At 69.9% G+C, this 21,545-nt stretch carries 22 protein-coding genes; 8 read left to right on the top strand and 14 right to left on the bottom strand.

Annotated elements, in window-relative coordinates; all coding sequences use genetic code 11:
• Nucleotides 1-63 precede the first annotated feature (63 nt).
• Nucleotides 64-747: an SDR family NAD(P)-dependent oxidoreductase gene (locus L3078_RS02980; protein WP_239750465.1), complete on the bottom strand. Its 684-nt coding sequence runs from the start codon at nt 745-747 to the stop codon at nt 64-66.
• A 44-nt stretch (nt 748-791) separates the two neighbouring features.
• Nucleotides 792-1,736, bottom strand: a complete 945-nt coding sequence (locus tag L3078_RS02975; RefSeq protein ID WP_239750463.1) for an NADP-dependent oxidoreductase — start codon at nt 1,734-1,736, stop codon at nt 792-794.
• 140 nt (nt 1,737-1,876) lie between these two features.
• Between L3078_RS02975 and L3078_RS02970 the strand changes: the two genes are divergently transcribed.
• Nucleotides 1,877-2,575, top strand: a complete 699-nt coding sequence (locus L3078_RS02970; RefSeq protein ID WP_239750462.1) for a TetR/AcrR family transcriptional regulator — start codon at nt 1,877-1,879, stop codon at nt 2,573-2,575.
• Nucleotides 2,576-2,878: 303 nt separating this feature from the next.
• Here the strand turns inward: L3078_RS02970 and L3078_RS02965 are convergent, their stop codons facing one another.
• Both L3078_RS02965 and L3078_RS02960 read right to left on the bottom strand, forming a co-directional pair.
• Nucleotides 2,879-3,028 carry a hypothetical protein gene (locus L3078_RS02965; RefSeq protein WP_239750461.1) on the bottom strand — a complete coding sequence of 50 codons (150 nt, stop codon included), beginning with the start codon at nt 3,026-3,028 and terminating at the stop codon, nt 2,879-2,881.
• A gap of 299 nt (nt 3,029-3,327) precedes the next feature.
• Nucleotides 3,328-4,032 (bottom strand): TetR/AcrR family transcriptional regulator, encoded by a 705-nt coding sequence (locus L3078_RS02960; protein WP_239750460.1) that lies wholly within the window; start codon nt 4,030-4,032, stop codon nt 3,328-3,330.
• 329 nt (nt 4,033-4,361) lie between these two features.
• Between L3078_RS02960 and L3078_RS02955 the strand changes: the two genes are divergently transcribed.
• The 5 genes from L3078_RS02955 to L3078_RS44865 all read left to right on the top strand — a co-directional run bounded on the left by L3078_RS02955 (nt 4,362) and on the right by L3078_RS44865 (nt 9,108).
• Nucleotides 4,362-5,105 (top strand): NADPH-dependent F420 reductase, encoded by a 744-nt coding sequence (locus L3078_RS02955; RefSeq protein ID WP_239750459.1) that lies wholly within the window; start codon nt 4,362-4,364, stop codon nt 5,103-5,105.
• A gap of 246 nt (nt 5,106-5,351) precedes the next feature.
• Complete coding sequence (locus L3078_RS02950; protein WP_239750458.1) at nt 5,352-6,023, top strand: SDR family NAD(P)-dependent oxidoreductase; 672 nt, start codon at nt 5,352-5,354, stop codon at nt 6,021-6,023.
• Between the two features lie 261 nt (nt 6,024-6,284).
• Nucleotides 6,285-6,743, top strand: a complete 459-nt coding sequence (locus tag L3078_RS02945) for a peroxiredoxin (protein WP_239750457.1) — start codon at nt 6,285-6,287, stop codon at nt 6,741-6,743.
• A gap of 146 nt (nt 6,744-6,889) precedes the next feature.
• Entirely contained in the window at nt 6,890-7,834 is a 945-nt protein-coding gene (locus L3078_RS02940) for an NAD(P)-dependent alcohol dehydrogenase (RefSeq protein ID WP_239750455.1), read from the top strand.
• A 195-nt stretch (nt 7,835-8,029) separates the two neighbouring features.
• Nucleotides 8,030-9,108, top strand: a protein-coding gene (locus tag L3078_RS44865; protein ID WP_420864023.1) for an IS630 family transposase whose coding sequence is annotated in 2 segments (ribosomal slippage) — nt 8,030-8,531 and nt 8,531-9,108 — 1,080 coding nt in all. Because the reading frame shifts where the segments join, the coding sequence is not laid out codon by codon here.
• Nucleotides 9,109-9,298: 190 nt separating this feature from the next.
• On the opposite strand, the gene L3078_RS02925 is transcribed toward L3078_RS44865, so the two are convergent.
• The 6 genes from L3078_RS02925 to lgt form a co-directional block, all read right to left on the bottom strand.
• Nucleotides 9,299-10,048 carry a dienelactone hydrolase family protein gene (locus L3078_RS02925; RefSeq protein ID WP_239750453.1) on the bottom strand — a complete coding sequence of 250 codons (750 nt, stop codon included), beginning with the start codon at nt 10,046-10,048 and terminating at the stop codon, nt 9,299-9,301.
• Nucleotides 10,049-10,175: 127 nt separating this feature from the next.
• Nucleotides 10,176-11,426, bottom strand: a complete 1,251-nt coding sequence (locus L3078_RS02920; protein ID WP_239750450.1) for a cytochrome P450 — start codon at nt 11,424-11,426, stop codon at nt 10,176-10,178.
• Nucleotides 11,427-11,467: 41 nt separating this feature from the next.
• A complete protein-coding gene (locus L3078_RS02915; protein WP_239750448.1) occupies nt 11,468-12,958 on the bottom strand; it encodes an FAD-dependent oxidoreductase in 1,491 nt (496 codons plus the stop codon).
• Nucleotides 12,955-13,257, bottom strand: a complete 303-nt coding sequence (locus L3078_RS02910) for a TetR-like C-terminal domain-containing protein (RefSeq protein WP_239750447.1) — start codon at nt 13,255-13,257, stop codon at nt 12,955-12,957. Before L3078_RS02910 ends, L3078_RS02915 begins: the two co-directional genes overlap by 4 nt.
• Nucleotides 13,258-13,579: 322 nt before the next feature.
• On the bottom strand, nt 13,580-14,002 hold the full coding sequence (locus L3078_RS02905) for a DUF6069 family protein (protein WP_239750446.1): 423 nt from the start codon (nt 14,000-14,002) through the stop codon (nt 13,580-13,582).
• Between the two features lie 31 nt (nt 14,003-14,033).
• On the bottom strand, nt 14,034-14,909 hold the full coding sequence (gene lgt / locus L3078_RS02900) for a prolipoprotein diacylglyceryl transferase (RefSeq protein WP_239750445.1): 876 nt from the start codon (nt 14,907-14,909) through the stop codon (nt 14,034-14,036).
• Nucleotides 14,910-15,088: 179 nt separating this feature from the next.
• Between lgt and L3078_RS02895 the strand changes: the two genes are divergently transcribed.
• Together L3078_RS02895 and L3078_RS02890 are read left to right on the top strand one after the other, a co-directional pair.
• Nucleotides 15,089-16,312, top strand: coding sequence for a sensor histidine kinase (locus L3078_RS02895; protein ID WP_239750443.1), 1,224 nt, complete (start codon nt 15,089-15,091; stop codon nt 16,310-16,312).
• On the top strand, nt 16,309-16,956 hold the full coding sequence (locus L3078_RS02890) for a response regulator (RefSeq protein ID WP_239750441.1): 648 nt from the start codon (nt 16,309-16,311) through the stop codon (nt 16,954-16,956). Before L3078_RS02895 ends, L3078_RS02890 begins: the two co-directional genes overlap by 4 nt.
• A 139-nt stretch (nt 16,957-17,095) precedes the next feature.
• Here the strand turns inward: L3078_RS02890 and L3078_RS02885 are convergent, their stop codons facing one another.
• The 4 genes from L3078_RS02885 to L3078_RS02870 form a co-directional block, all read right to left on the bottom strand.
• Entirely contained in the window at nt 17,096-17,977 is an 882-nt protein-coding gene (locus tag L3078_RS02885) for a dioxygenase family protein (RefSeq protein WP_239750439.1), read from the bottom strand.
• A 38-nt stretch (nt 17,978-18,015) separates the two neighbouring features.
• Nucleotides 18,016-18,507, bottom strand: coding sequence for a MarR family winged helix-turn-helix transcriptional regulator (locus L3078_RS02880; RefSeq protein WP_239750437.1), 492 nt, complete (start codon nt 18,505-18,507; stop codon nt 18,016-18,018).
• 145 nt (nt 18,508-18,652) lie between these two features.
• On the bottom strand, nt 18,653-20,341 hold the full coding sequence (locus L3078_RS02875; RefSeq protein WP_239750436.1) for a CocE/NonD family hydrolase: 1,689 nt from the start codon (nt 20,339-20,341) through the stop codon (nt 18,653-18,655).
• Between the two features lie 58 nt (nt 20,342-20,399).
• Complete coding sequence (locus L3078_RS02870; RefSeq protein WP_239750434.1) at nt 20,400-21,545, bottom strand: serine hydrolase domain-containing protein; 1,146 nt, start codon at nt 21,543-21,545, stop codon at nt 20,400-20,402.

Below are 21,545 nucleotides of genomic sequence, written 5' to 3'. Positions count from 1 at the left end.
GGGATCGCCGCGGCGGGTGTGGATTGAGCGGATCAGGATTCAACGGGGGAGAGCTGGGAGGTGTCAGCCGGTGAAGACGCGCTCGGATTCGTCGCGTTGGGTGTGCAGGTCCCAGTAGAGAGGGGCGATGTCCTCGGCCTCGCCGGTCGGGATTTCGGGAGGGCCGCCCGCGCCGATCCACACGCCGATGGCGACGTGCGCGGCCTGGATGCCGGTGCCGGCCAGCTCCTTGTGCAGGTTGAGCACCCAGTTGCGCAGCGCCGCCTGGGCGGGGTTGACGTTGCCGAGCATGGGGTTCGGGTCGATCGAGCCGGCGCCGTTGGTGAAGAGCAGGGTGCCCGCGCCGGCCTCACGCATCGCGGGCAGGACGGCCTGGGTGGCCACGATGGCGCTGTGGAGCAGGAAGTCGATCCATCCCTGCACATCGGAGGGGCTGGTCTGGGACGGAGAGGTGAGGCCCATGGAGTCTATGGAGCCGTTGCCCGGAGAGGGGGAGTGCTCCAGGACGTCGATGCCGCCGAAGCGGGTGGCGGCGTCCTTGAGGGCCTGGGTCAGCGCATCGTGGTCGAGCACGTCCGCCGGGAACGCCGCGGCGGTGATGCCCTCGGCGGTGAGCAGGCCGACGAGGTCGTCGAGCTTGGCGCGGTTGCGGGCGATGAGAGCGACGTCGTAGCCGCGCGAGCCGAAGGTGCGGGCGATGGCGAGGCCCATTCCGGGGCCGGCTCCGACGATGGCGATGCTGGGCATGGTGAGTGTCCTTTCGTGGGGGAAGCGTCTGGGATACGGACTGGTCAGGCGACGGTGATCGCGATCTTGCCGAGGGCGCCGCGGCCGAAGGCGGCGAATGCCTCGGGGGCACGCTCCAGGTCGAATGCGGAGCTCACCGGCACCTTGAGGGCGCCGGAGGCGACCTGCCCGGCGAGGGTGGACAGGGTGTCGGCGGTCGGGTTGGACCGGAGCACGGCGGTCTGCAGCTTGCGGTCCTCCGAGGCCTCGGGGACCGGGGCGAGGCTGAGGGCGGAGGCGACGGCGCCGCCGTCGCGGGTGAGCGCGGTGAGCTCGGCCAGGTCGCCGGCGAGGTGCAGCACCGCGTCCACGCCGTCCGGGGCGATCGCCCGGACCTGCGCGGTCACGTCCTGGGTGTAGTCGATGACGGTCACCTCGGCGTCGGTCAGCGTCGAGACGAAGTCGCTCTCGGAACCCGGCTTGGCCGTGGCGATCACCCTCGCGCCCCGGGCCGCGGCCAGCTGCACGGCGATGGCACCCACGCCGCCGGTGGCACCGGAGATCAGCACCGTCCTGCCCTCCAGCGGGCCGAGCAGGGCGAGACCGTCGAAGGCGGCGGTGCCCGCCAGCCCGAGCGCGCCGGCGTCACGCACGGAGACCCCGTCGGGCCGGTGAGCGAGGCCGACAGCAGTCGAAACGGCGACGTACTGCGCCATCGAACCGGTACCCAGGTACGCCTTGGCGTCCACGCCGAACACGGCGTCGCCGACCGCGAAACCCTCGACACCCGCACCGACCGCCTCGACGGTGCCTGCGAAGTCCTTGCCGGGGATCAGCGGGAAGCGGTGCTCCATCATGCCCTGCAGGTATCCGGCCGCCGTGCCCAGGTCGAACCCGTTCACCGAGGAGGCGGCCACCTTGACCAGCACCTCACCGGCCTCCGGGCGGGGCAGCTCCACCTCGGTCACCTCGGGGCTGCCGGGTACCTGCGCCAATGTCACAGCGCGCACTGATCATCAACTCCTTGGCATGGGTTCGCTCGATTCGGAAAGGGGCATCCGATTCGTGATTCGGAAAGGCCTGTCCGGTTCCGCGATCCACGATAACACTGAAAACGGACTGGGTATTCCGATTCGGTAGACTGAGTGTCATGACCCTTGGCTCCCCATCCAGCGATGACCGTGCCGCGCAGCCTCTCCGCAGCGACGCCGAGCGCAACCGCGCGCGGATACTCGCCGCCGCGCGCACGGTGTTCAGGCGTGACGGCCTGCATGCCTCCATGGCCTCCGTGGCCCGCGAGGCGGGGGTGGGCATCGCCACTCTGTTCCGCCGGTTCGCGACCAAGGAGGACCTGGTGGCCGCGGTCTTCGCCGACCGTATGGACGCCTACGTCGACGCGGTCGGCGTCGCCCTCGACGACCCCGATCCCTGGCGCGGCCTCGCGGGGTTCATCGAAACCGGCTGCGCGATGCAGGCCGCCGATTACGGCTTCGCCGACGTGCTGACCATGACCTTCCCCACCGCCAAGGGTCTGGAGGAGCGCCGAGGTCAGGCGTACGAGGGCGTCGTCCAGCTCATCGACCGCGCCAAGGCCGCAGGACGTCTGCGTGAGGACTTCACCCCCGAGGACCTGGTGCTGGTGTACATGGCCAATGCCGGCGTCGTCAACGCCACCGGCGACACCGCTCCCGACGCCTGGAAACGCGTCGTCGCCCTGATGCTCCAGTCCTGCGAAGCCCCCGCCCGCGGCCCCCTGCCCGACTCGCCCGAGCCCCGCGCCCTCTACAGGGCCATGCTCCGGGCCAGTCAGGCGTGCTCTGCCTCGCCGGAACCCGGGAAAAAGGACTGACAGGTCACGCGCGGCCGGATGCGCATCAATGGCTCGGCCCGGTGGTCGGCACCGTCGGTCCCAGGCGCCAGACCGACATCTGAGGCATCAATGAAGCTCACGGGATGACTGGCAGCGCGGGTACGACCGTCTTCCGGGAAGATGATGACGCCGCCCGCCGGCCTCGCGCTGCTCGGTTACCGCTTGCACTGAGGCAGCAGCTGTCTTGCTGTGACGGGCCGTCGATACGACTGGATCGGCTGCGGGACGAGAACCGCCCGGATGCTCAGGGGTGAGAAGAAGTCATCACAGTGCGGGGCAGAGTCAGTACAGGTTGTTCCCGACGTGGAGGGTGTGCGCCACTACCTGTCCTCCCTTGAACGGTTGCTGCGCCGCGCCGTCGAAGCGGGAGTGGTGCGACCGGAACTGGAGGTTCGTGATCTGGCGGCGGTCATCGTCATGGTTTCTGGCCACGGTGCGTCCAAGCGATCCCGACGGCGCGGACCGCAGACGCAATCTCGCCCTGGTCGTCGAAGGGTTGCGCGTCTCGCCGACCACCCTGCCCCCATCATCTCGGCAGGCCCCTGGGGCTACTGTCTGCGAGCAGTGACAGGAAGCCGATTTCCGTGTGGGCACGGCAGGCGTTCGGCCTCCGCCGAGTGTCGCGGTGCTAGCAGGTCTTCGAGCGCTTGCAGGCGGTGTCGGCGAGCGTCATGGCACAGGGCAGTCACCGTGCGCGGCGTCACGCGATGTGCCGTCGCGGAGAACCGTCTTCAGCCAGTGCAGTCGCGATCACCGTCGAGTCGGAGCATGGCGCGGTACAACTCGTCCTTGCTCAACGGCGGTTGGGGAAGCGGATGCGCCCGCTCGGCGCGGAATCCGTCGAGCAGCAGGTGCAGGAAGCGGCGCCAAGTCCCCGGTGCGACGTCCTGAGTGGCTTCGGTGACTCTGCCGTTGGCCCAGATCACGAAGGTGAGATCTTCGGGCGTGATGTCGGAGCGGAGCGTTCCCTGCTCCTGTGCGCGCTCCACGATACGGACGGCGAGTTCATAGATGCGTGACTGCGCCCCCGCCAGACACGCCGTCTCCGGCAGACGAATGGCAGCCAGGTCCTGGAATCCCCTGTCACCGACCTGGAGTTCACACATCGTCTCGAGGAAGAGGCACAGCCCCTCCCAGGCGTCGTCCATGGCGACGGCCTTCTCTGCGGCTTCCCGCCAGGCCTCGATCTTGTCGGCGAACACCGCCTGCACGAGGTTGAGGCGAGTGGGGAAATGGCGGTACAGCGTGCCGATGGCCAGGCCCGCTCGCTTGGCCACCTGCTCCAGCGAGGCTTCCATGCCCTGCTCGGCCAGACATGCGCGAGCCGCCGCGAGCAGGGCGTCCCGGTTGCGCTGCGCGTCACGCCGCAGAGGACGGCCCGTCGCGGCTTCGCCGCGCGCTCGATGAGTGGACATACCTAAGAGGATATCCAACATGAGGCTGTCCTCATGTTTGCTGCTAGGGTGAGCAACATGAGGGGCCCCTCGACTTGTACGGTCGGGAGTGCATGTCGCCACTTGCATACGGAGTCCGGACCAGCGTCCACCAGGCCTCCCGCGCAGGTCATGCCGGCGACGACGTCTCGCGACCGGCCCAGCCGTGGCCGGGAAAAGCCGAAGCAACACCGGCGTTTCTGTGGGCCCAGCGGATGGCGGCCTCCTCGAATCTGCCCCTGCGTGATCCAGCCTGGCCCACTCCCACCTTTCGAACCTCTGCCCCGGCGACCTACTCACCAGCTCTGTTGACTTACCAGGAGACATGGCCCATGACGAAGACCCTCGGAATCATCGGCGCCGGCGCGATCGGCGGCATTCTGGCCCGCCACGCCGTCGACGCCGGCCTGAATGTGGTCCTGAGCAACTCCCGGGACCCGGAGACCCTCAGCGACGTCGTCAGCGAACTCGGTTCCCGTGCCCGCGCGGCCACCCCGGCCGAGGCCGCCCGGTCCGGCGACCTGGTCGTGGCCACCATTCCGCTGGTCGCCTACGACAAGCTGCCGGTCGCCGCACTGGCGGGCAAGACCGTGATCGACACGATGAACTACTACCCCGAGCGCGACGGCCAGATCAGCGAGCTGGACTCCGGCGAGTTGACCTCAAGCACCCTGGTGCAGCGCCACCTGGCCGACTCCCATGTGGTCAAGGCGTTCAACAACATTTCCTTCCGCTGCCTGCTCACCCTTGCCCGTCCCTCGGGGGCGCCCGATCGCAGTGCGCTGCCCATCGCCGGTGACGAGCCGAGCGCCAAGGCCGAGGTGACCGAACTGCTGGACACCCTCGGATTCGACACGGTGGACATCGGCACTCTGGACGAGAGCTGGCGCAGCGAACCCAACACCCCGGTCTACGTGTACCCGTACTTCCCGGGTCTGCCGCCGTTCGGAACGGGTCAGGAAGAGGTCATGCGCTGGGTCCGCGAGACGTCCGGAGCCCCGGTGCCCGCACACAAGGTGAAGGAACTGGCCGCCGGCGCAGTCCGGGGCCCGGTAGGCGGCCGCTTCTCCTACTAGAGGTGGTCTGCTCCGGCCGGACGCGAATTGGTCCGCTGACTGGGCCAGAAGCACCGGTCAGGAACGGGACAGCCGGCCGCCGTCCGTGGACCCGCGGGCGGCAGGTTCTCCTAGCGGCGGCCTGCACCGGCGGACGTGAATCGCTCATCGGCGTCCCTCACGTCCCGTCCACGGCCGCAGCCCTTGGCAGTCGTCGTGCTGCTCCACTCAACCACTTCCTCAACACTTCGAACAGGAGCTCCTCACATGCCTGTCATCGCCATCATCGGAGCAGGCCCCGGCATGGGGCTGTCCATCGCCCGCCGCTTCGGCGCCGAAGGCTTCCAGGTCGCCCTCATCTCCCGGACCAAGGAGAAGGTCGAAGCCCTTGCCGCGCAGCTCGTGGCGGACGGTGTCGAGGCCGCCGCCTTCGCCGCCGACGTGATGCGCCCGGACACCGTGCGCGCGGCACTGGCGGCCGCAGCCGACCGCTTCGGTCCGATCGACGTGCTGGAATACTCGCCCGCCGACCGCGGCCTCGCCGGTGTCTCTGCCGCCGAGGCGACTGCCGAGGACCTCCAGCCACAGATCGACCACTACCTCTATGGAGCCGTCGCCGCCGTGAGCCAGGTACTCCCAGGGATGCTGGAGCGCGGCAGCGGCACCCTTCTGTTCTCCACCGGTGGCTCCTCCGTGCAGCCCAGGGGAGGCAGCTTCGCCACCATCGGCATCGCCGCCGCCTCGCTGCGCAGCTACGCGATGACGCTGAACGTCGAGCTCGCCGAGCGCGGCATTCATGCCGCACACGTGGCCATCAGCGTCTTCATCGGCAGCGGCCCCGGCACCGAGGCCGACACCATCGCCGAGCACTACTGGACCGCTCACACCAAGCGTGACAAGCCCGAGATCGTCCACGCCCTTCCCGGAGACACGCGCTGAGCCCCTCTGACTGATGCGCGGCAGCGGCAGTTCGCGCGGCGGATGACCGCAGGCCCAGCGTCGGCTTCATTTTGGTGCCGCGTGAGTGGTGCCGGCCTTTCCTGGGAGAGCCGGCACCACTCAGGTCCACTACGCGGGGGCGGGCGGCCGGCATCACCTACGCCGCCGGTGCACCCGATCTCCCATCCCACCCACAGCCGCAGCGCTCTCCTGCCTGCGGCGGAAGAAGAGAGGCAGACGGACATGGCAAGAGGCATACAAGTGGGCGACAAAGCACCCGACTTCACCCTGCTGTCACAAGCCGGCGCTCCGGTCCGGCTGTACGACCGGCTCAGCGACGGGGTGGTCGTCCTGTACTTCTACCCCAAGGACGAAACCCGCGGCTGCACGGCCGAGGCGTGTGCTTTCCGGGACAGCCACGAGGTCTTCACCGACGCCGGAGCCGAGGTCATCGGCGTGAGTTCCGACTCGGTGCACAAGCACGCGGCCTTCGCCGCCCGGCACAACCTGCCCTTCACGCTGCTGAGCGACGAGGAGGGGCAGGTACGCAAAAACTACGGCGTGCCCAGCGTGTTGGGCATCATCCCGGGCCGGGTCACTTATGTCATCGACCGTCAGGGGACGGTCCGGCATGTCTTCAACTCGCTGACCAACATGGACAAGCACGTCGACGACGCGCTCGACGTGGTCCGCAACATCCAGACCGAGGACCCGGTCTGACGTCGCCGAAGTCGCGAAGCCCGGTTCGCCTCCCTGCTGACCGCAGGCACCCACCCCCTGGAAGGCCGCAGCCGCAGGAGGCGTCCGCGACGCGCTCCTGGCCAGTGGCCGCCCCAGCGTTCGACAATTCTGACAGGAGCATGATCATGCTGAACGGTACGATGAGAGCGGCTCAGATCGACCGCTCCGGTGGGCCGGAAGTGCTGCAGGTCCGCGATGTCCCCGTGCCGACTCCGGCGCGCGGCCAGGTACTCGTGAAGGTGCACGCGGCCGGGGTCAATCCCATCGACACCCAGCTGCGACGGCTCCGGCTGGGGTCCTTTCCTCGCGGGACCGGCGTGGACTACGCGGGAGAGGTGGCCGCGCTCGGCCCGGGCGTCGAAGGTCTGGAACTCGGGCAGCGGGTATGGGGCTTCCTGGGCATCCGCATGCGCAGGACCGGTGCCGTCGCCGAGTACCTCGTCGCGAGACCGGAGCAGATGGCGGCCGCGCCCACCACCATCGACCTCGTCTCGGCGGCAGCGCTGCCGGCCGTCGGCCTCACCGCTCTGCAGGTCCTGCGGGACGGGCTGCGGTTGCAGAGCGGCCGGCGACTGCTGGTGGTCGGCGCCAGCGGCGGAGTCGGCAGCGCCGCCGTCCAACTCGGCAAGGCCATGGGAGCGAGCGTCACAGCCGTCGCGAGTGCCCGCAATGCCGACTTCTGCCGTGAGCTCGGAGCCGACCAGGTCCTCGACTACGACTCGATCAAGCCCGGCGCCCTGACAGGGGAGTTCGACGCGCTCGTGGACTGCCACGGAGGCTCCGCGCGTCAGTACCACCGGATGGTGCGCAGGGGAGGCCGCGCCGTCACCATGACCATGAAGGGCCTGCCGTTCGCCCTGCTCTCCGTGCTGCTCCCCGGCCCTCGGATGCGTTTCATGTCGGAAAAGATGCGGCGCGACGACATGGAGGCCCTGGTCGGATATGTGGACCGCGGCGAACTGCGCCCGGTGGTCGAGCAGGTCTACCCGCTGAGCGCGGTCCAGGACGCCCACCGCGCGGTCGAGACCGGCCACGCCCAAGGCAAGCGCGTAGTCGACCCAACTCGGTAGGTCGGCCCTGCTCACCTCGACAAAGAGTCGCGGGTCAACGGCGCCGACACGAAGGTCAAGCCGATCAAGCCCTGACGGCCGCAAAGCGGAGACGGTCGCCGCGGGGCCATGACGCCGTTACTGATCTCGGCTCGTTAGGGTGATGTTTGCTGAACTTGCCGATGTGGGTGCGGTGTTGTCGGTAGTCCATGGCGTGTGAGATACGCGGATGGGGGCGGGCTGACGCCTGCAGCACGGGGGCGTCGGGAAGCGGTGCGGATACAGGCGGCAGAGCTGTTCGCGCAGCAGGTCAAACCGCCCGAGGTGGCCCGGCAGCTGCGTGTGAGTCTGAAGTCGGCTTACCAGTGGCAGCAGTTGTGGCGGCAAGGCGGTGCCGAGGAGCTGCTTTCGCGAGGGCCGAGCGGGGGCCGGTGTCGCCTGTCGCCACGCTGTCTGGAAAAGCTCGCCAGGTATCTCGAGCAGGGTCCGGCCGCGCACGGCTGGACGGAGGACCAGGTGTGGACCGCGGCGAGGGTGGCCACGCTGATCGGCAGGAAGTTTCACGTCTCCTACAGCGTCTCGGGCGCGACGAGGCTGATGCACCGGCTCGGCTTCAGCCCGCAGGTCCCTGCGCGGCGGGTCGCCGAGCGGGACGAGCAGGCCGTCACCGCGTGGAAGGAGGCGACCTGGGCGGAGGTAAAAGAGTCCGGGCGGCCTGTGGGGGCTACATCTGCTTCGAGGACGAGGCAGGCTTCACCCGCCGACCGCCCAGGGGGCGCACCTGGGGCCGGCGCGGCCACACCCCGCAGGTGACGGTGAGCGGACGACGCTCGGGCCGACTGTCCGTGGCCGGGATGATTGCCATGCGGCCCGGCTCCCGGACCCGGCTGTGCCACCGCCTGCGCACCCACCGAGCGGGCAAAGGCAAACGTCGCAGCATGGGCGAGCGGGACTTCATCGCGCTGATCGACGGCGTCCACCAGCTCGTCAAGGCGCCCCTCGTGCTGGTGTGGGACCGCCTGAACACCCACGTCTCCCGCGCCATGGGCGAGCTGATCGCCGAGCGTGAGTGGCTGACGGTATTCCTGCTGCCCGCTTACTCACCCGACCTCAACCCGGTCGAGTGGGTATGGGCGCACGTCAAGCACAGCCTGGCCAACCTCGCAGTCGTTGCCCTCGACCGGCTCGAAGCACTCGTACGCAACCGGCTCAAGCGCCTTCAGTACCGGTCCGGCATCCTCGACGGCTTCATAGCGGGCACCGGCCTGGCCCTCGACGAACCAGCGTCACCCTGACGAGCCGAAGTCAGTAGCCGAACGAGCCGCCGATCGGGTTCCCGCGCGGCGTCACGCGGTGTGCGGTTGCAGAACGCCGTCGTTGCCGACCTCGGCCACGACGAACCAGCCGTGATCCGCCACCGACTGATGGCCTCCGTGGAGGATCTCGCTGATGAACTGTGGGGCGTTGGGGCAACCTGAGGTGGGGTCAGGCCTTGGTCGTGTGCTTGAGGTGGGTGTCGAAGAAGGCCTCGATGCGTAGCCATGCGTCGCCAGAGGCTTCTGGGACAGGTCCGAACCCGGCGACGCGGTAGAGCGGGTGCAACAGGCGCGGGCCGAACTGTTCGTCGTTGAGGAAGGCGTGGCCTGCCTGTGGGTACTCCTTCACGTCGTGTACGACGCCGAGCCTGTCGAGGGCGGAGTCGAGCTTGGCCGCCGCTCCCTTGAGCGGTCGATCGCGGCCCCCGTAGCTGGCGACGATGGGGCAGGCGTCGGCCAGGGCCTGGTCCATGTCTTTGGGGAGCTGGCCGTAGTTGGCGGACGCGGCGTCGAAGATGCCGCTGCCTGCCGCCATGAGGGCGAAGGATCCGCCCAGGCAGAAACCGATGATCCCGACCGCGCCGGTGCAGTCGGGATCATCGACGAGGTAGTTTCTCGCGGCGGCGATGTCCTGGTGGGCGCGGCCGTGGCCGGACAGCGCGGCCCGCATGGTGGGTATCAGGCAGCGCCGTGCGCCTCCGTCCGTGTACAGGTCGGGCATCAGGGTCAGATATCCGGCGCTGGCGAGCCGCCGTGCCTGTCGGAGCATCTCGTCATTGGCACCCATCACCTCGTGCGCGACCACGACACCGGGCCATGGGCCAGGTCCGTCCGGCCGGACGAGATGCCCGGTCAGCCGCTTGGAACCGCCGACCGGGGCGCTGAGGTGGGTCAGGGTGACGGAAACGGGATCTGGCATGGCATCCTCCGGACGACGATATGGGGTGGTGGGGTGTGGTGTGGGTGAGGCCGATGGGTCACGTGGCAAGGGAAGGAGCTGTGCCGAGTCATGGTGGGTGGATCCAGTCCCGGACACCAGGCCTCACTCACGTGTGGTGCCTGGGGGCGGGTCCGGCCGGGCGGACGCCGTCCACGGTGATCCGCAGGGCCGACGGGCCACGCAGGTCGGCCATCGGGCGGTAGGGCGGCGGGTCCTGCGACAAGCGAGGGTTGACCAGGCGTCGGGTCAGCTCGCGGACCGCGATCTGGCCCTCCATGCGGCCGAGTCCGGCCCCGAAGCAGAAGTGGATGCCGGCGCCGAAGCTGAGGTGGCTGGTGTCGGGACGAGTGATGTCGAAGGTGTCCGGGTCGGGGAAGCGGCGCGGGTCCCGGTTGGCCGCGGCGAGGGCGAGGACGACTGAGGAGCCCTTGGGGATGGTGTGGTCGCCGAGGGTGATGTCGTCGACCGCGACACGCGGTCGCAGGTGCACGGAGGGCTCCAGGCGCAAGGTCTCCTCGATGGCGCCTTCGGCGAGGGCGGGGTCGGCCCGCAGCCGGGCCAGCTGCTCGGGGTGACGCAGCAGCAGGAGCATGCTGTTGCTGATGAGGTTGACGGTGGTCTCGTGGCCGCCGATGAAGAGCATGATGGCGGTGCTGAGCAGTTCCGGCAGGCTCATCGGGCTGCCCGGGCCGTCGTCGTGGATCATCCGCGACAGCATGTCCTGGCCCGGCTTCTCGCGAAGCCGCTCGATGTGGGCGACGAAATACTCGGCCAGTTCCTGCTGGGCACGCTTCCTGACCGCGGCGGCCTCCGGGTCATGCGGGTCGACGAGGAACTCCGGGCTGGAGACCGCCTCCTCGCCGATGGGGCCGAGCCTGTCGGCGTCCTCGGGTGGGACGCCCAGGAGGTGGCAGGCCACGCGGACGGGGATCGGGTACGAGAACTCCGAAACCAGGTCGAACTCGCTGCGCCCGGTCAGCTGGTCGATGTGGTCGCGGATCAGCTCTTCCACCATCGGCCGCAGGCTCTCGACGAAGCCCGGGCGTGCGGGCGGGCCGAAGTGGCGCTGGGCCAGGCCGCGTAGCTGGTCGTGCGTGGGGTTGTCCCGCACGAGGAACGTCGGAGCCGTCCCGGGAGCCGGGGCGCCGGTCCCCAGCCGGCTGTCCGGGGCGGCCTTGCCACGGTCGGAGGAGATGCGTGGGTCCCGCAGCAGCGCGCTGACCTCGTCGTATCCGCTGACGACGCAGGTTCCGTCGTCCTGGACGGAGACCGGCTCCTTGCGCAGCTCGGCGTAGAGAGGCCAGGGGTGAGGGCGGCTGTCGGTGTGCAGAACCTGCTGGTACAGGGTGGACGCCATGGGAGTGCCACTCGCTTTCGCGTGGGGGAGTGGGAGTGTGCTCAGCGGCCGATCGGCTGAAGGGTGCGGGACGTGTTCTCGTCGCAGGCGACGAACTGGGCCGGAAACGGCGCGCCTTGGCGGACGAGTGATTCGTAGTAGGGCAGGTAACGCCCGTTGTCGAAGGTGACGGCGGCGACGGTGCGGTCTTCGCGTCCGTACAGCACGCTGAAGGAGCCCTGGCCGAGGGTTCCCTGGACCACCGCGACGCGGTCGGCGGTGCCGGGGTGGCCGACGCCTTTGATGTTCACGCCGAACTGGCTGGACCAGAAGGCGGGCAGACCGGTGTGAGGGATCGGGGCTTGGCCGGGCGGGCGCGTGATGTTGTGGGCGACCGTGCGGGCCTGGGTCACCGCGTTGCCCCAGTGCTCCACCGACAGCCGCTGGTCCGGGAGGAGGGGGTGCGGTGCGGCCGCGACATCGCCGGCGACGTACACGTCGGGCAGGGGCTGCCCGTCGTGGCCGAGTGCGTGGCACTGGTCGTCGCAGTGCACCCCGCGGCTGTCCGCCCGTACGGCGGAGCCATTCAGCCATTCGACGTTGCGCTGGGCGCCGAGCGCGACGACGGCCAGGTCGGCGTCGACGGTGTCCCCGTCCGACAGCACGATCTGCCGCAGCGCTCCGGTCCCGTCCGTCACGAAGCGCTCGACGGTGGTCCACATCCGCAGGTCCACGCCCTTGTTCCGGGCCAGGTCCGCCACCACGCCACCGATCACGCTTCCCAGCGGTCCCTGCAACGGCGTGGCCTGTGCCTCGACGAGTGTGACGTCGAGGCCGAGTTCGCGGCAGCCGGAGGCCAGTTCGCCCCCGAGGAAGCCGGCGCCGATGACGGCGACGCGACGCGGTGGACGGGCCAGGCGCCGCTGGAGTTCTTCGGCGTCGTCGCGGGTGCGGACGGTGAGGACACCGTCGATGTCGTCGGCGGCGCCACCGGGGTACGGACGGGCCCGGGTGCCGGTGGCGATGACCAGGGTGTCGTAGCCGACCGTGCCGCCGTCCGCCAGCCGGACCAGGCGGTGGTCCGTGTCCAGCCCCGTCGCCGGGACACCCAACCGGAAGCTTACGTCCAGGGTTTGGGTGACCGGCAGTTCGAGGCGATCGGGCGGCAGCTTCTCGCTCACGCACGCCTTGGTCAGCGGAGGGCGGTCGTACGGACGATGGGGCTCGTCACCGATGACGGTCAGCCGTCCGGAGAAGCCGGACTCGCGCAGGGCCTCGGCAGTCCTCAGCCCGGCGAGCGAGGCGCCGACGATGACAACGTGACGGCCGTTATCCCTGCTGGCCGTGGCGGGTTCGTCCGCGTTGTCCGTGCCGACGGTGATGGCGCGCACGGGGCAGGCCAGTGCGGCCCGGCGTACCGCGTCCCGCATCTCGTCGGGCGGGTTCGGTACGTAGGTCAGAGCCTCCAGGCCATGCAAGGTGAAGGCGTCGGGGGCGGCGAACACGCACTGTCCGTAACCCTCGCAGCGGTTCAGGTCGACACTGATCTTCACTGGGCACCACCGCTCTGCCGGGACGTGAGCACCGGAAGTGGAACCCGGTCCACCAGGAACTCCACGAAGGCTGCGTCGGCCTGGCCGTCGGCGACCAGGACCCGGTGCCGGATCACGGCACACGTGAGGTCCGCCAGCAGGACGGGATCCGCGTCATGCCCGACCTCGCCACGTTTCCTGGCCCAGCCCAGGACGGTCTCCGCCGGACGGGCGTGATGCAGGCGGACCAGTTCCTTGGCCGGATGCTGCGCCTGCGCGCCGCCGTTCGACGCCAAGTCGTGCAGCAGATCGCCGCGCAACGATCCGGGGGTGGTTACGCCAACGGATTTTCCTAACCATTCGGAAGTAGGCGAATAAGGTTGATATCGCAACATAGGTTTCTCGCTGGAAGTGGTCGCCGTGACGACTGCCGGGTCGGATGCGTTCTGCCGCTCAGCGGACGCGTGATGTCGAGGCGGGGCAGGGGAGCCCCGCCTCGCGGTAATCGGAAGGGGCGTTCCATTTAACGATACGGGACGGGCGTTCCGGATGTCGAGCAGAGGTACCTAGATGCGTTCTGACGCTCAGCGCAATCGCCAGCGCGTCCTGGATGCGGCGATGGAGGCGTTGACTGGCGCCTGGTCACCGAACCGGGCTCAGTGGCATGACCCTGTAGTACGTCGGCACTGCGATCACCGCGACCGCTACGTGCATCAGGAGCAGCGCCACCACACCGGTCACCTCGCCCTCGCCGAACAGGAAGAAGTCCGGCACGAAGGACAAGACGACGACCGACGGGACGAGTCGACGGAGCAGCCGTTCGGGATCGGTGGAGAACCGGCGGACGAGGGTCCACCCGACGGAGCCTCCCAGCATTGCCAGCGCGGTCAGAGAGATGTATGACGAGGGCTTCAACGGGCCGAAGTCATCCGGTGCACCGAGCGCTAGCGCCACTACGGCGATCAACGCGTTCACCAGCGAGGACAGGAGGAAGGCGACGAACACACCTCCCGCCACCATGAGCGGACCACGACGGGAGGGGAGTGTCTCAGAGACTTGGGACATGGCAACTCCACACGGATGCGAGGGATATCGGTCAGTTCTTGGGGCTACTGGTGGTACTGGTGGCATTCACTTGTTGAAGGGGACGGCCCACGTCGACGCCGTCACGCCCGCCGGCTGCGCGCCGCGTCGTCACCACGAGGTAGTAAACGGCGACGGCGATGACCAGGAGCGCGGTCCAGCCGTTGAGGCGCAGGCCGAGGATGTGGTGGGCCTCGTCCACCCGCAGGTACTCGATCCAGAAGCGACCCGCGCTGTACGCGGCGGCGTACAGTGCGAACGCCCGCCCCCGGTCGAGACGGAAACGGCGATCCGCCCACAGGACCAGGGCGACCACGCCGAGACACCACAACGACTCGTACAGGAACGCCGGGTGATAAGTGGCCAGGTTCGGGGTGGCCTCAGGCCGGTGCGCGGGGTCGATCTCCAGGGCCCAGGGGAGAGCGGTGGCCCGCCCGTAGAGCTCCTGGTTGAACCAGTTGCCCCAGCGGCCGATGGCCTGCCCCAGTGCGATGCCGGGAGCGACGGCGTCGGCGTACGCGGACAGCGGAACGCCGCTACGGCGGCAGCCGATCCAGGCTCCGACGGCACCGCCGGCGATGGCGCCCCAGATGCCGATGCCGCCGTCCCAGATGAACAGGGCCTTGACCGGATCACCACCCTTGCCGAAGTACGCCTCGCTGGAGGTGATCACGTGGTAGAGGCGGGCGCCGACCACGCCGAAGGGGACCGCCCACAGAGCGACGTCCGCCACGACGGCCTTCTCTCCGCCGCGTGCGGCCCATCGACGGCCACCCAGCCACACGGCGGCCGCGATGCCGAGGATCACCATGAGTGAGTAACCGCGCAGCGGCAGCGGGCCCAGGTGGACCTCACCGACGGATGGGCTGGGAATGAAGGCCAGGGTCACGGGTAGTTCCTCACAAGGGGCGGTGGAAGAGCAGGCCGTCGGCTGCGGGGCTGATCGTCGCCGCCCGCGTCCCTCCCGCACATCGACCGATCGACGCGTCCTTCGTCCACCGATCGGTGAACCCGCCCCCGCCGGCCGGCTGATTCTGCCGCTACGCGGCTGCACCTACTCTGTGGGCCATGGCACTGCAACAGGCGTGGGACCGGCAGCGGTGGAAGACCATGGGGCAGCACGCCTTCTTCGTCACCGTGCTCGCCCTGTCCGTGCCGGGTGCGCTGGCCGGGGCGAACATGACGACCGGCGCCGCGCTGTCGCGGATCGCCCCGGCAGTGGGGCTCGCCCTTTGGTACGTGTACTGGATCGTGCTGCGCGGTGGCGCCGACCGCCCGCCGCGCCCCTACCTCGTCGGCGCCTTGTCCGGGTGGGCCGTCATGGCCGTGGTGGACCCCGCGTTCCTCCCGGTCGCCATGGCGGTGCTGAGCCCGTACCTGCTGCGGTGGGCCTGGTGGTCGGCCGGCGGGGTGCTGGTGCTGGGCGCCGCCTGGTCGTGGCAGAGCCTGACCACGGACGGCCCCGTCGACGTGCGGGCGCTCACGGGATGCGTACTCGGTACCGCCGTGGCGGTCACGATCACCTGCTACGTCGCGACCCTCGATCACGAGAGTCGCAAGCGGCAGCTACTCCTCGACGAGCTCACCGCCACCCAGGCCGAACGCGCGGCAGCGGAACGCCAGGCGGGCACGCTCGCCGAACGCCAGCGCCTGGCCCGCGAGGTCCACGACACGCTCACCCAGGGGTTCGCCTCCATCGCCATGCTGCTGGACGCCGCACGCGACGACCTGCCACCCGGCTCCCCCGCGGCCCGCCGCGTCGAGCAGGCCATGCGCACCGCCCGGGACAACCTCGCGGAGAGCCGCCGCCTCGTGCACGCCCTTCGCCCCGCGCCACTGGACCGCACGCACCTGGCAGAGGCGGTCCGTGAACTCACCGCCCGGCTCGCGGAGGAGACCGGCACCGAGGTCTACACGGTGGTGACCGGCCGCCCGGCCGCGCTGCCTCCCAGCACCGAGGGCGAGTTGCTGCGGGTCGTGCAGGAGGCACTGACCAACGCCCGGCGGCACGCCCGCGCGATGAGCGTCTCGGTCACGCTGTCGTACCTCGGCGACGTCCTGGCGATCGACATCCAGGACGACGGCACCGGGTTCTCACCCGTTGCCCGGCATACGGGCGTCGGCCTGATCACCATGCGGGAGCGGATTGCCGCTGTGCACGGTACGTTCGCGGTCGAAAGCTCCCCGGGCGAGGGTACGACCGTCGCCGTCACGGTGCCCCTCCCGGTCGAGCCTTCCGCCTCCGACCCCTCCGTCGTGTCGGGCACCGAGCGGATGGTCCCGGCGTCATGAGCACGTCGGCCGGTCCCACGATCCGAGTCCTCCTCGCCGACGACCACCCCGTGGTCCGTGACGGGCTTGCCGCCATGCTCTCCACCCAGCCCGATCTCACGGTCGTCGGCGAAGCCGCCAGCGGCGCCGAGGCACTGCGCCAGACCGCCTCACTCGCACCCGACGTCGTGCTGATGGACCTGCAGATGCCCGAAATGGACGGCACGACCGCGACCGCCGCCATCCGTGCCGCCCACCCCGAGGTGCGGGTACTCGTCCTGACCACCTACGATACGGACGCCGACATCACCGCCGCCGTCGACGCCGGCGCAGTCGGCTACCTGCTCAAGGACACCGGACGACACGAGCTGTGCGAGGCCGTTCGGACCGCGGCTCGGGGAGGCGCGCCACTGTCGCCCACCGTGGCCGCCAAGGTCCTCGCCCATATGCGCGGCGACCGGGGCGCCGGCTTGTCCGGCAGGGAACTCGAAGTCCTGTCCGCAGTGGCCAGGGGGCAGAGCAACAAACAGATCGCCCGCGCCCTGCGCCTGTCGGAGGCCACGGTCAAGACCCATCTGCTGCACATCTACGCCAAGCTCGACGTCCGCGACCGGACCGCCGCCGTCACCGCCGCACTGGGCAGGGGAATCATCCGCATGGACTGAACGTCTCGCGGTAGTTGAGTGTCCTCGGCTGGTGTGCCGGTTGCTGATGGCGTCCAGTGCACGGCGGGCACGAAGCACCGCAGTCGCCGAAGAACGCCTTCCCCTGCCGCTACCTCCCCGACGGCAGCATGGGTAGGGCTCAGCCGAGTGCGAAGGAGCGCTTGGCGAAGCCGATCATGAAGCCGTCGATGGTGGTACGGGCGGCCTGTTCAGGGGTGTCGGCGCTGCCCAGCGTGATGAAGATCGGCAGGAAGTGGTCGGGGGTGGGGTGGGCGTAGGGCATGCCGGGTGCGCGGGTGGCGTAGGCGGAGAGTTCACCGATGTCGCCGCGGGCGAGGGCGTCGGCGGCCCAGGCGTCGAATTCCGACGACCAGCCGGGGACGGCGCCTCGGTGGAGCATCTCCGGGGTGACGAACGGCAGGCCATGGGTCATGAAGCCGGAGCCGATGACGAGGACGCCCTCTTCCCGCAGGGGGGTGAGGCGGCGGCCGATGTCCATGAGACGGCCGGGATCGTGAGTGGGAATCGACATCTGCAGGATCGGGATGTCGCCGAGTGGATACATGGCCATCAACGGCACCCAGGCACCGTGGTCGAGGCCGCGCGTGGTGTGCTGGTGCACCGGTTCACTGTCGGGCATGGCCGCGGCGACTCGGTGGGCGAGGGCCGTCGCGTCGGGGGTGTCGTAGCGCATCTGGTAGTAGCGCGGGTGGAAGCCGCTGAAGTCGTACACCAGCGGGGTGTGTGCGGCGGAGGCGGAGAGCGCGAGCGGGGCGTCCTCCCAGTGCGCGGAGACGATCAGGATCGCCTTCGGCTTGGGCAGGGACTGCGCCCAGTGGAACAACTGCCGTATCCACAGGCCGTCGTCGAAGAGCGGCGGTGCGCCGTGGCTGAGGTAGATGGCGGGCAGCGGACCGTCTGCCGGAGTCCACGCGCGGTGGGTTCGGGCCTGCGGCAGCGCCTCGGGCAGGAACGCGTCGTAGGCGCCGCCCGGAATCTCGGGATCGAGGATGGAACGCATGGGAACCCTTTCGTGGTGCGGACCGGAGATCGGCGCGATCAGTCGCGGCCGGGGCCTGGGCAGGGGGCATCGGGGCGGATGGTGTTGGTGATACGGCGTGCCGCCTCACGCAGTTGCCTCTGCTGGGCCTTGGTGAGTGAGTCGAAGACCAGGCGGCGCACCTCGGCGACATGGCCGGGGAAGGTGGCGACGACCTTGTCCCAGCCGGCGTCGGTGAGGACGGCCAGGGTGCAACGGCCGTCCTCGGGGTCGGGGGTGCGCCGGACCCAGCCCTGCTTCTCCAGACGTTTGACCGTGTGGGACAGCCGTGAGAGCGAGGCGGTCGCGAACTCGGCCAGCACGCTCATCCGCAGCGTGCGCCCCGGGGTCATCGAGAGGCCCGCGAGGACCTGGTACTCGAAGTGACTGATCTCCGCGTCACGCTGGAGCTGGGCGTCGAGTGCGGCCGGAAGCTGGACTGTCAGCCCGGCCAGCACCCTCCAGGTCGCCTGCTCGTCGGCGTCCAGCCGCCGCGGCTCGTCTGTGCTCATATCCCGACCGTAACTTGAAGCGTCAAGTGATTCAACTTGACGCTTCAAGTCAGTGATGGTGTCCCCCGTCATGCGCCGACGGGCCCGCCCGTGCGTAGAGCGCGACTGTGCGCCTCCCGGATCGTCTCCGTCCGGGTGCCCGGTCTCATGCTGACGGCGTCGGCAGGATCACGCGGGAGACCGCTTCGCCGTCGTGGTGGACGGTGTGGGTGCAGGGCCGCAACTCGCTTCCGGTGCCGGGTAGTTCACCGGTGCCCTCGTTGCGTGCGTACCGGGGGTGGGAGCCGCCGGCTATCAGCAGGCGTATGCGGTGTCCGGCCTTGACCTGGTGGGCGCAGGCGTCGAGTCGCACGCGCACGGTCTGCACCCGCTCGAGGGGCGAGGTGGGGTCCAGGCGCAGGAGTCCTTCGGCGACGTTGCGGGACACGCCTTTGAGGTCGACGTCGCAGAGCCGTACGAAGACGTCGGCGTGCGGGTTGCTCCTGGTGTGCGCCAGCTCGACGACGGGTGTTCCCATGATCTCCAGCGGCGCGGTCAGCGGTTCGGTGGTGAAGGTGAGCACGTCGGGACGGCTCTCCAGTTCGGCGTTGTCCTTGCTTCCGGCGTCGAGAGTGAGCAGGGGGCCGCCGAGGGTGGGTGTGGGGTCGGCCGGGTCGTAGAGGTACGTGGAGGGCGCGCCGTCGCTCGGCTCGTCGGCCAGGAGCCCGCCGCCCGCGTGGAGGTGGCGCACGGTCTCGCCCGTCGCCGGCGGCCATGCGGCCAGGTCGCGCCAGGCGTCCTGTCCGGTGACGTACACCTCGACGGGGGACGCGGAGCGCGGCTGTGCCGGTCCTTCGCCCGCGAGGTGGGTCTCCAGCCACGCGAGGTTGCCGCGGAGCAGACGCCCCATGCCCTTCTGGCCCCCTTCGTTGTGGGTCCAGGGGCCGACGGTGAGCGAGACGTCGACGCCACGGGCACGCAGTGACTCGTACTGGTGCAGGGTCTGGTCGAGGAAGAGGTCCTGCCAGCCCGCGGTGAGCCGCACCGGGACGTCCGCCCGCCGAAGGGCGTCGTCGAGCCTGAGCCGCTCCCACACCGGATCGTCGTGCTCCGGAGTGGTCAGCCATTCCCGGAACCATGGCGCACGGTGCCCGGTCGCCGCGTCGGCCGCGTCGGCCAGCGGGAGGGCGCCGAAGACCGGGGCCAGCCGCCGGTTCAGCGCGAGCATCCGGGCCATGGCCCGCAGCCCGGTGAATCGCTCCTGGTCGACCACCATCTCCGCGAAGGACAGGAAGTCCCCGAGACGGAACGCCCCGCTGCCGTGGGCCGCGTCGTACATGTCGTGCGGGGCGACGGCGATCACGGAGGCGCGCAGCTCAGGGGGCGGATCCATCAGCAGCGCCCACTGGGTCCAGCCCACGTAGGACGACCCGGCGGTCGCGAGCCGCCCGTCGAACCACGGCCGGGTCCGCAGCCAGGCCACCGCGTCCTGGGCGTCGTCGGCCTCGTTCGCCATCGGGTAGAAGTCTCCCGTGGAGCCGAACGTGCCACGGCAACTCTGCAGCGCGACGTGATACCCGCGGTCCGCGTAGACCCTCGCCTCCAGGTCGTGCGGGAAGCCGCGTCCGTAGGGTGTGCGCACGAGGACGGTGCCCTTGGGCCGGTCGGTGACGGGGGCGTAGTGGTCCGTCATCAGGACGGCGCCGTCGCGTGCGGGGGTCGGAATGTTCCGCTCGACCCGGTAGCCGTGTCGGGTGCCCGGCAGGCGCATCAGGCGGTTCAGGAGCCGGTTCGCCGCGCGGGTGGCCGGGCTGGGGGGTGTCGGAGCGGTGGGACGTGGCAGTGTCGTGGTCATGGCCTGGTTTCCGGTTCTCCTGTGGACTGGTTCGGGCGTGCGGTGGCGGAGCCGGTCTTCACAGGCAAGCACGCAGCGCGTGGCTGAGCGCGTTGGCCCGGTCGTCGGGCTGGCCGCCGGGCTGTGCGGTCTGGTAGGCGAAGGCGATCTCGGATTCCAGGTGGGCGAAGCCGAGGCAGCCGCCGAGGCCGTCGTGGCCGAAGCTGCCGGGGCCGAGCATCGGCCGCAGGGCGGAGCTGGTCATGAAGCCGGTGCCCCAGCCGCTGTTCATGTCGGGGCCGACGAACGGGCGGCCCTCGGAGCGCACGACCCGGGCGTCGCGGACGATGTCCGGGCCCAGCAGCCTTACTCCGTCGACTTCGCCGACCGTGGCCGCGTAGAGCCGGGCCAGGTCGCGGGCGCCGGCCACGAGGTTGCCGGCCGGGATCTCCGCCGACAGCCATGGTTCCTCGTTGGCGGCCTGGATGATCCGGGCGATGTCGATGACACCGCCCAGGCTGATGGAGCGTTCGATCATCGGCTCGGCGAAAGCCGCGGCCATCATGGCGGCGGCCTCCGGGTCGGTGCCGGGGAGCGGGTCCGCCAGGGGGTGGACGTCGGCTGAGGTGGGGTCGGCACCGAACGTCATCGCCAGGTTCAGGGGATCGGCGATGTGCTCGCGCAACCACTGGCCGGGGCGCAGTCCCGTGGCCCGGCGCAGCACCTCGCCGGCCAGCCAGCCGAACGTGAGCGCGTGGTAGGCGTACGCCGTCCCGGGGGCCCAGGCCGGTGCCTGCCGGGCCAGGGTGTCGGCGACCGGTTGCCAGGTGCGCAGGTCCTCCCACGTCAGGTCCGCCTCGGGCGCCGCCAGGCCGGCCCGGTGGGCGAGGACGTGCCGTACCGTCGTCGTCTCCTTGCCGTTCTCGGCGAACTCCGGCCAGTACTTCGCGACCGGGGCGTCGAGGTCGATCAGGCCGCGTTCGGCGGCCATCAACAGACAGACGGTGGTGACGCCCTTGCTGACCGAGAACAGGACGGTGCGGGTGTCGGGGGTCCAGGCGCCCCTGGCTGTCCGACCGGCCCAGATGTCCACCACCGGCACGCCCCGGGCGTACACCACGCAGGAGGCCGCCGTGTCGCCGCGGTGGCGGAAGTTGTCGGTGAAGGCGTCCGCGACGGGCTCGAAGCCGTCGGCTACGTGGCCTTCCACGTGTACCGGTGTCAT

This window comes from Streptomyces deccanensis (assembly GCF_022385335.1).
Lineage (GTDB): Bacteria > Actinomycetota > Actinomycetes > Streptomycetales > Streptomycetaceae > Streptomyces > Streptomyces deccanensis.
Note: the sequence above shows the minus strand (reverse complement) of the source record. Positions and strands in the feature narration are given on the sequence as shown.